Raw genomic sequence first — 6,081 nt, 5'->3', positions numbered from 1 at the left:
GATACAGGCATCAGGCTCTCTGTCTCGTTAGTGGCATAGCCAAACATCATACCTTGGTCGCCAGCTCCCTGATTCTCGTCATCCTCACGGTCTACACCACGATTGATGTCCTCACTCTGTTCATGAATAGCCGTCAGGATACCACAGGAGTTCCCGTCAAACTGGTATTCAGCCTTCGTATAGCCGATTTTTTTGATCGTATTGCGGGCGATGGTCTGTAGATCGATATACACCTCGCTGCGTACCTCACCCATAATCACCACTTGTCCTGTCGTCACAAACGACTCACAGGCGACTCGGGCATGGTCGTCATAAGCGAGAAACTGGTCGAGAATAGCGTCACTAATCTGGTCGGCAACCTTGTCAGGATGCCCCTCTGATACGGATTCTGAAGAGAATAAATATGACATATCTTTTCTTTATTATATTTTCCGGGTGCAAAGGTACGGAGTTTTCGGGACATGACAAAATAAAACGGCTTGCATCTTTTACGAGACAAGCCGTTTTTGTTATGAAGTGAGATGGGTTATTTTGTCTCCGGGGTCATGATAATCTCCACATGATTTCCACTCTTCAGGATAACGTTGTTCAGGAAGTCACGCACATTTTCAACTGTCAACGACTCAACAGTCTTCTTATAGTCAGTGTAGACATCCAGTCCATAATCCTTAAAGGTAGTGATGGTATTTACCCAATAGCCGTTTTTCTTGGCATCCACGTCAATCTGTTTGAGCATATACTCTTTCACCTTAGTAAGCTGGTCTGCATCCACGCTCTTCGCCATATTAGCGATACCCTCGTGCAACAGTCGGACAGCAAGTTCCGATTTATCTGGGTTCATCGGACAATATGCCCGTAACATCGCCTTGGGCTGGTGAGTAGAAAGATTAAACTGACCAGAAGCACCACAAGAGTAAGCGGCACTCTCGTCCTCACGGATGGTCTTCAGGTAAATCATAGAGAGCACCTGTCCCACAGCGTCAATCTTCACGATATTCTCCAAGGTATAAGGTACATCAGCATACCATATCTCAAAAGCTGTAGCCTTAGGAGACTCCGTCTTCACCTTAAACTGATTAACCACCTCACCTTTGGCAAGGGTCAGGATCTCGTTGAATTCCTCTTCCTTTTCCTTGGTAGCAGGCAGGGATGCGATATACTGCTCTATCAGCGGACGGATAGTCTGCTCGTCGAAATTACCACAGAAAATGAAGGTAAACTGTCCTGCGTTCTGGAAACGCTCCTTTGCTATTTGCAGGATACGGTCGTAGTTGATATCCTTCAAGTCCTTCACGTCAAGCTGGGTGAAACGAGGATTGTACGCATACATGGTAGTAGCCAGAGAGTCAGAGAAGACCGCGTCTGGTGACAAGCTCTTGTTCTTCAGAGCCATATCCAGCTGCGTCATCAGGTTCTGGAACTGCTTATCGTCCTTGTTGATACCTGTGAAATACAGATACTGCATCTGCATCATCGTCTCTAAGTCCTTGGGTGTAGAGTGAGCTGTCACATACTGGCGGGTATTACCCATAGTGGCATCAGCATTACACTCCTTGCCAGCGAGTGCCTTCTGCAACTCGTTACTAGAGAAATTACCCAGTCCACTGATACCAATCACCTGGTCAAACACCTTCAGGTTGGTATAGTCGGCAGCGCCATAGAGTGACTTTCCTCCCTTGGCGAATGCCTGCATCTGTACCTCATCGTCCTTGAAGTCTGTCTTTTTCAGGATGACGGTGGCACCGTTAGAAAGAGTCAGTTCCTTATAACCGAACGTCTTGTTCTCTGTCTCCTTGACAATCTTACCAGCTTTGATGGTAGCAACATCCACCAACGGCTCGTCTTTCACATTGTCCACATATGCCTCTATCTTCTCCGCACGTGCGGCAGCTACGGCAGCAGCCATATCCTTCTCGGTAGGATGAACCTTACCCTCCTTGTCCTGAGCCATAATCATGACGACGAGGTTGCTGTCGGTAGGAGTAATCAGGTCAGGCAACACCTGGTTGACTGCCTGTACAGGAATGTTGGGAACTATCATCTGCATCGTCTGATAGAGCATATCCAATGGAGGAATTGGCTCGTTGTCCAGATAATGGTCACGATAGGCATTACCGAACTCAGCGTTCTTACGCTTATCACGATTGGTGTAGCGTTTCTCCAGACCACTCAGATAGTCAGCCTTGGCACGCTCATACTCTGTAGCGGTGAAACCGAACTCACGGACACGTCTTGCCTCACGATAGAGCACCTGCAAGGTCTCCATCTCCTTACCTTCCTTGGGAACACCAATCAGCTCGAAACAGTCCTTAGTTCTTGAGAGCAGGTAATTGCTGTCATCTGCAAAGCCCTGGAAGAAAGGACAAGCAGCATCCTGTGTCATCTCAGACAAGCGCTGGTTGATCATCTGTGAGATGACGTTGACCAAATAGTCCTGAATGAGATATGCCATACTGGATTTCTCCTCTGGCTTGGTAGCTTCATGCTTCATCATAACGAAGACATTAGCCATCTGCATCTCCTTGTCTTTCTCATAGACATAGATAGCCTCCTTATTGTCGGGAACAGCCTCCGCAACAACTTTCGGTGCATTAGGATCAACCTTAATACCAGCGAAAAGCTCCTTGATTTTTGCCTCCATATGGTCTACATCCACATCACCAACAACAATGATCGCCTGGTTGTCAGGACGATACCACTTCTGATAGTAAGCACGCAGGGTCTGCGGCTTGAAACTGTCGATAACAGACATCAGTCCGATAGGCAGACGCACACCATACTTAGAACCGGGATAGACCTTCGGCAGAGCACGTTGTATCATACGCTGTGAAGGACCCTCACCCAGACGCCACTCGTTATGCACCACGTCACGCTCCTTGTCAATCTCCTCTGGCTCCAGAGAAAGACCGTTCGACCAGTCTTTCAGGATGAGCAGACAAGAGTCGAGGGCGGTAGCACGCTTGGTGGGTACGTCGCAGACACGATAGACGGTCTGGTCGATACTCGTGTAGGCGTTCAGGTCACTGCCGAACTCCACACCCAAAGAACGGGTGAACTCGATAATACCATTCCCCTTGAAGTGCTCAGAGCCGTTGAACGCCATGTGCTCCAGGAAGTGGGCAAGTCCACGCTGGGACTCATCCTCGTTGATAGAGCCTACGCGCTGGGCAATGTAGAAATTTGCCACATGCTCGGGATACTTGTTGTGACGAATGTAATAAGTCAGTCCATTATCCAGTTTACCGATACGCACGGCTGGATCAATGGGAATAGGCGGCATCTGCATTTCCTGAGCCACCATCGTTGCGGAACCGATGACTATCAGTGCGACAACAAACAATTTTCTAAGTCTCATCGTTTTATATAATAGTTAAATGTTAGTAACTTTCATCTTTTAGACGCACAAAGGTAAACAAAAACTACAGGTTATCTGAAAAAAAACAATAATATTAATGTTTTTTATCATTCTTCCGTGTTTTCGATTTTTTTCATGTTCCTTGGGTGATGCTCCAAGATTTCTTGTCGGAGGGTCGACATGTCGATATGGGTATAGATCTCGGTAGTACCGATGGACTCATGACCCAGCATTGCCTGTATGGCACGAAGGTCTGCACCTCCCTCCAACAGAGCGGTGGCAAAGGAATGACGGAGTGTATGAGGAGAGATGGTCTTGGTGATACCAGCCACCTCAGCCTGTCGTTTGATCATGATAAGGATCATGGTACGAGTCAGATGGGCACCACGCCGGTTCAAGAACACATAATCCTCCTCACCAGCCTTGATGTTCATGAGGTTACGATCCACAAACCAGTCATTCAACTCACGGATAGCCTTGGGCGAGATAGGAACCAACCGCTCTTTTGACCCTTTGCCGAATATCCGTATATACTGCTCGTCGAGATACAGGTCGGAGAGTTTCAGATTTACGAGTTCGCTGACTCGTAACCCACAAGAGAACAACACCTCTATGATGGCTTTGTTTCGTTGTCCTTCCCATTTCGAGAGATCAATGGAGTTCTCCAATATATCGACCTCCTCTGGGGAGAGTACCTCTGGCAAGTGTTCTCCCAAGACAGGACTCTCCAACAGTTCCGAGGGGTCATCCTCCCTCCAGCCGTCCAGTTCCATATAACGGAAGAAAGACCGTACCCCACTCAGAATCCTGCACTGGGAACGAGGATGAATACCTATTTCATGCAAGGTAGCCGCAAAATGCTGTAAGTCATCCAACTGTATCTCCCACACATCCTTCCCTTCCCTTTCCAGATAGGAGAGTAGTTTCTGGAGGTCACGACGATAAGCGTCCAGCGTGTTAGGTGAAAAACCACGTTGCAGTTTCAGGTATCGCTGATAGCTCCTCACAAGATTTGTCTGCGATTTCTTGCCTGTTTCCATTTTATTTTGTACTTTTGTCCGCAAAAGTACAAAATATTTCCGAAATATGAAAATATTGATAGTCAATGGTCCCAACCTTAACCTGTTGGGTACTCGTGAGCCAGGTATCTACGGGTCCTCGTCGTTCGAACAGTATCTGCCCCAGTTGCAGACGAGATATCCAGATATAGATATCGAGTATTTCCAGAGCAATGTGGAGGGCGAGCTCATCAACAAGATGCAGGAGGTAGGCTTTACCTATGACGGCATCGTGCTGAACGCAGGAGCCTATACCCATACCTCTGTGGCGTTGCACGACTGCATCCGCTCGTTGAAGGCACCCGTCATTGAGGTACATATCTCCAATGTCCACCAACGTGAGGAGTTCCGCCATCACTCTATGATATCCGCAGCCTGCAAGGGTGTCATCTGTGGTTTCGGTCTCGACTCCTATCGTCTAGCCATCGAGGCACTGAGGGGATGACCATCGACGAGTACATAGAAAGTCATATTGAGCCAGAGCCCGATTATCTTTACAAGCTCTGGAGAGCCACCAACATCCACATGCTGCATGGCAGGATGGCATCAGGACATCTGCAAGGTCGGTTGCTGAAGATGCTCGTGCAGATGATCCGTCCACATTTTATCTTAGAGGTAGGGACTTTCAGCGGCTATAGTGCTTTGTGTATGGCTGAGGGTCTGGATGCCGACGGACACCTCTATACTTTCGAGATCAATGACGAGCAGGAGGACTTCACCCGCCCTTGGATAGAGCACTCCCCTGTCAGCGATAAGATTACGTTTATCATCGGCGATGCCATCACTGAGGCTCCCAAACTCGGCATCGAGTTTGACCTCGCCTTTATCGATGGTGACAAGCGTACCTATCGGGAGACGTACGAGATGACACTCTCCGTTCTCCGTCCAGGGGGCTTTATCCTTGCTGACAACACCTTATGGGACGGTCATGTGGTAGACCCTTCTTACCAGAAAGACCAACAGACTCATGAGATCGTCGCTTTCAACGACTACATCCAGCAAGACCCTCGTGTGGAACAGGTCATCCTCCCCCTTCGCGATGGTCTTACTCTTATCAGGAAGAAGTAAGAAATGTTGTTAGGGGTGAACGATTTGTTCACCCCTTTGATTTTGAGTTAAAAACATTAAAAATCCGCACAACCTTTGTCTCTTTCTACAAAATGATTGGATAGGAAAGTGGATCATTCAGTCATCGACGAAGTCGCTTGCCAGAGCAAGAACCTCGTTTTTCGGAATCAAAAGTGTGTTCCCTACTCAGAAACACGCAGCCGTCATTTCTTTGCCCAACTTGTGGATATGAGCAAGGATAGCGTTAGTGCGCTCGACTGAAGGTTTCTTGAAACCATTAATGTAGTTGCGAAGCAATGTAGCGTTCATTCCTATTGAACGGGCAAACTCTGCAACATTAATCTCTTTGTGAGTGAGAAAGAAATGCTGTAGTGGTGAAGGTTCTGCATCGTCGTAAGCAAAACTCTCGAAACTAATGTCTTCATCGAGTCCACGCCAGTGGATGCCATCAAACCCGAAAGAATATGCGGCTCTTTCTTCGCTGGTAGCTGTACGCAACTTAGGATACCACAGCAGCGACTGGCTGTACTCACGACCTTCCTCATCGCGACCATAAATGTGTTCGGCATCGAACCAAATCTCTTTAATCTTCATAGGCAT

General features: G+C 47.8%; 6 protein-coding genes. 2 read left to right on the top strand and 4 right to left on the bottom strand.

What is annotated here, in order from left to right; genetic code table 11:
* From BM257_RS13480 to xerA, 3 genes are all read right to left on the bottom strand, one after another.
* The coding region (locus BM257_RS13480; RefSeq protein ID WP_304443164.1) for an S-adenosylmethionine synthetase N-terminal domain-containing protein at positions 1–410 on the bottom strand (410 nt) is incomplete at its 3' end.
* 116 nt (positions 411–526) lie between these two features.
* Positions 527–3,355 carry a M16 family metallopeptidase gene (locus BM257_RS13475; protein WP_092073750.1) on the bottom strand — a complete coding sequence of 943 codons (2,829 nt, stop codon included), beginning with the start codon at positions 3,353–3,355 and terminating at the stop codon, positions 527–529.
* Between the two features lie 107 nt (positions 3,356–3,462).
* Entirely contained in the window at positions 3,463–4,395 is a 933-nt protein-coding gene (xerA, locus tag BM257_RS13470; protein ID WP_092073748.1) for a site-specific tyrosine recombinase/integron integrase, read from the bottom strand.
* Between the two features lie 46 nt (positions 4,396–4,441).
* On the opposite strand from xerA, the gene aroQ reads away from it, so the two are divergent.
* Positions 4,442–4,858 carry a type II 3-dehydroquinate dehydratase gene (gene aroQ / locus BM257_RS13465; protein ID WP_092073746.1) on the top strand — a complete coding sequence of 139 codons (417 nt, stop codon included), beginning with the start codon at positions 4,442–4,444 and terminating at the stop codon, positions 4,856–4,858.
* Positions 4,855–5,481, top strand: coding sequence for an O-methyltransferase (locus BM257_RS13460; protein WP_092073744.1), 627 nt, complete (start codon positions 4,855–4,857; stop codon positions 5,479–5,481). Before aroQ ends, BM257_RS13460 begins: the two co-directional genes overlap by 4 nt.
* 186 nt (positions 5,482–5,667) lie before the next feature.
* Here the strand turns inward: BM257_RS13460 and BM257_RS13455 are convergent, their stop codons facing one another.
* Entirely contained in the window at positions 5,668–6,081 is a 414-nt protein-coding gene (locus tag BM257_RS13455; protein WP_255405840.1) for a DUF2442 domain-containing protein, read from the bottom strand.

Origin of the sequence: Prevotella sp. tf2-5 (assembly GCF_900115435.1) — a bacterium.
GTDB lineage: Bacteria > Bacteroidota > Bacteroidia > Bacteroidales > Bacteroidaceae > Prevotella.
Note: the sequence above shows the minus strand (reverse complement) of the source record. Positions and strands in the feature narration are given on the sequence as shown.

What these genes read in the sequence shown, in the direction of transcription:
- BM257_RS13455 (WP_255405840.1), bottom strand. Translation starts at nt 6,081, where the DNA reads ATGCCTATGAAGATTAAAGAGATTTGGTTCGATGCCGAACACATTTAT.
- BM257_RS13460 (WP_092073744.1), top strand. Translation starts at nt 4,855, where the DNA reads ATGACCATCGACGAGTACATAGAAAGTCATATTGAGCCAGAGCCCGAT.
- xerA (WP_092073748.1), bottom strand. Translation starts at nt 4,395, where the DNA reads ATGGAAACAGGCAAGAAATCGCAGACAAATCTTGTGAGGAGCTATCAG.
- BM257_RS13475 (WP_092073750.1), bottom strand. Translation starts at nt 3,355, where the DNA reads ATGAGACTTAGAAAATTGTTTGTTGTCGCACTGATAGTCATCGGTTCC.
- aroQ (WP_092073746.1), top strand. Translation starts at nt 4,442, where the DNA reads ATGAAAATATTGATAGTCAATGGTCCCAACCTTAACCTGTTGGGTACT.